Source organism: Streptosporangium minutum (assembly GCF_002149035.1).
Taxonomy (GTDB): domain Bacteria; phylum Actinomycetota; class Actinomycetes; order Streptosporangiales; family Streptosporangiaceae; genus Streptosporangium; species Streptosporangium minutum.
Genome location: NZ_NGFP01000433.1, coordinates 1 through 3422 on the forward strand (window position 1 = coordinate 1; position 3422 = coordinate 3422).

Here is a 3422-nt window from a genome sequence, read left to right on the forward strand (position 1 = left end):
GGTACAGCTCCCCGGCCACCCCCACCGGAACCGGCCGCAACCACGGATCCAGCACATAGACGCGGGTGTTCCAGACCGGGCGGCCGATCGGGACGGACCCGGCGTCCGGCTCGGGACGGTGCTCCCAGGAGGTGACGTCCACCGCGGCCTCGGTCGGGCCGTAGAGGTTGTGCACCGGGACACCCAGCCGCGCGACCGCCTGGTCGGCGACTTCCGGCGGGAGCGCCTCGCCGCTGCAGATGACCCGCCGGAGGGAGGCCGGCGCCGGGCCGTCCGCGACGGCGGCGAGGAAGACGGCGAGCATGGACGGGACGAAGTGGACGGTCGTGACGCGTTCCGCGTCGATCAGCCCGGCGAGGTAGGCCGGGTCCCGGTGGCCGCCGGGCCGGGCGATCACCAGGGCGGCACCGGTCTGGAGCGGCCAGAAGAACTCCCAGACCGACACGTCGAACCCGGCCGGGGTCTTCTGCAGGACCCGGTCGTCGGCGCGCAGGCCGTACCGGGACTGCGTCCACAGCAGGCGGTTGACGATCGACCGGTGGGAGACCACGACGCCCTTGGGCCGTCCGGTCGAGCCCGAGGTGTAGATCACGTAGGCGGGGTTGTCCGGTGACGGCCGTACGTCCAGGTTCTCCGCCGGACGCCCGGACACGTCCGCGCCGGCCAGCCAGTCCCGGTCGATGACGAGGACCGGGCGCGCGTCCTCAAGCATCGACGCGATCCTCCCGGCCGGAAGGTCGGGGTCGATCGGCAGGTAGGCGGCGCCCGCCTTGACCACCGCGTACATCGCGACCAGCAGGTCCGGCGACCGGGGCAGCATGAGCGCCACCACCCGCTCGGGCCCGGCCTCGTGCTCGGCCAGCAGCCGCGCCAGCCGGTTCGCCCGCGCGTTGAACGCGGCATAGCTCAGCTCCACGCCCTCGGACACCAGCGCCGTCGCGTCCGGGGTCCGCGCGACCTGGTCCTCGAACAGCCCGGCCAGCGTCGCCTCGGGTACGGCCGCCGCCGTGTCGTTCCAGTCGCGCAGGAGCAGCTCCCGCTCGTCGCGGAAGAGCCCGTCGAGGCGGCCGACGGCGGTGTCCGGCGCTGCGGCCAACGTGGTGAGCAGGCGCCGGAACCGGTCCAGCATTCCCTCGGCCTCCGCCTCGGTGAACACGTCGGGCCGGTACTGCAGCCGGAAGCGGAGCCGCTCCCCCGGGATGACCAGCAGCGTGATCGGATAGTGGGTCGCGTCGGCCACGTCCGCCGAGGTCAGCCGGAGATCCCCGATGGCGGTGCGCGGGTCCAGGGGGTAGTTCTCCATCACCAGCAGCGTGTCGAACAGGACGCCGCGGTGGATCTCGGTCAGCCCCAGGTGGTGGTGGGCCAGCAGCTCGGCCTGCTCGTCACGGAGCCTGCGGAGCAGGTCTCCCACCGATTCGGCCGGGCGGAGCCGTACCCGGACCGGCAGCGTGTTGATGAACAGGCCCACCATCCGCTCGACGCCGGGCAGCTCGGGCGGCCGGCCGGAGACGGTGCCGCCGAAGACGACGTCGTCGCCGCCGGTGAGCTGGGCGAGCAGCAGTCCGAAGGCGGCCTGCATGACGGTGTTCAGCGTGGTGGAGTGCGTACGGGCCAGTGTGGTGAGCGCCCGGGTCGGGCCTTCGGCGAGCTCGGCGGTGACGCGGCCGGGCGGCACGGGGTCGGCGGGGGCGTGCGGGGCGACCAGCGTGGGATCGTCCAGGCCGTCCAGGGCACGGTCCCAGGCCTCCACCGCCGCCGCGTGGTCCTGGCGGGCCAGCCAGTCCAGATACCCCTTGTACGGCGGGGCCGCGGGGGGTTCGGCCCCGGTGTAGAGGGCGAACAGCTCGGCGGCCAGCAGCGGGGTGGACCAGCCGTCGAGCAGGATGTGATGGTTGGTCAGGATCAGCCGGTGCCTGTCCGCGTCGAGCCGTACCAGGGCGAACCTCAGCAGCGGCGCTCTGGAGAGGTCGAAGCGGTGGGCCCGCTCCTCGGCGGCCACGCCGGCGGCGTCGGCGGTGGCGACCTCCCGCCAGGGGACCTCGACCCGGCGGTGCACGAGCTGGACGGGTCCGTCGCGGAACTCGAAGGAGACGCGCAGGCTGGGATGCCTGTGGACCAGGCGTTCGGCGGCGGCTCTGAGCCTGGACGCGTCGAGGGGGCCGGTGAGGTCCAGTACGAGCTGGGCGGTGTAGACGTCCACGGCCAGCAGGGAGTGGAAGAACAGGCCCCGCTGGAGGGGGGCGAGCGGCCAGGCGTCCTGGAGGTCGGGGCCGAAGCCGTCGAGGTCGTCCTGGGTGAGCCGGACGGTGACGTCGGAGGGGGTGAGGCCGCCGCCGGTGTGCCGGGAGATGCCGGTCAGCGCCTCCGACCAGGCGTTGGCCAGCTCGACGATCCGGTCCTCGGTGTAGTGGTGCGGCGACCAGGTCCAGGTGACGCGGAGGGTGTCGCCGAGGGCGATCGCGTTGATCTCGATGCCGTGCCTGAGCGGGGCGCCGGCGTCCTGGCCGCCGGACAGCCCGCCGGACGGCCCGTCCGTCGCCGGTTCCCAGTCCTGGCCCGAGGTCGTGATGCGGCCGAGGTAGTTGAAGCCGATCTCGGGCCGGGGCAGGGCGGCCAGGACGGGCGCCGTGCGGGGGTTGAGATAGCGGAGCAGGCCGTAGCTCAGGGGGTCGGGCAGGGCGCGGAGCTGCTCCTTGACCCGCTTGACGGCCTGGGCCGCGCTCTGGCCGCCGTTCCTGAGGTCGTCCCAGTCGACGGGGCCGGCGTCGATCCGCACGGGATGCATGGCGGTGAACCAGCCGACGGTCCTGGACAGGTCGACGCCGGGGAAGATCTCCTCCCGGCCGTGTCCTTCCAGGTCGACCAGGACCGACCGGTCCCCGCTCCATCGGGCGACCGCCGCCGCGAGCCCCGCGAGCAGCACGTCGTCGGCCCGTCCGTGGAACGCCCCGGGGACCTTGCCGAGCAGCGGTCTCGTCACCTCGGCCGGAAGCTCCACGACCGTCTCGCGCCGTTCGCCCCACGTCCCCCACTGCCGGGGAGTCGCGCTCCCGTCCCCGGCGGGGCCGTCGAGGATCTCGATCCAGCGGTCGAGTTCGGCGGCCCTGTCGCGGGCCTCGCCTCTGTCGCGGACCTCCTCCCTGTAGGGAGCCTCGCCCCCGTCACGGGCCTCACCTCTGTCGCGGACCTCGTCCCTGTCGCGGGCTTCGTCCTGGAGGCGGTGGGCCCAGGTGCGGAAGGAGGTCGGGACCGCAGCCAGCTCGGGGACGGCTCCCCGCGCGGCCGCCTCCCAGGCCGCGAACAGATCAGGCAGCAGGATCCGCCACGACACACCGTCGACCGCCAGATGGTGCACGGTGAGCACCAGCCTGCCCGAGATCTCCGGCCCGGCATCCAGCCACGCGACCCCGACCATCTTC

General features: G+C 73.6%; 1 protein-coding gene. It reads right to left on the reverse strand.

Features of this window, described 5'->3' with window-relative positions:
- On the reverse strand, nucleotides 1–3422 hold a 3422-nt coding region (locus CA984_RS43140; protein WP_165781640.1), incomplete at both ends, for a condensation domain-containing protein.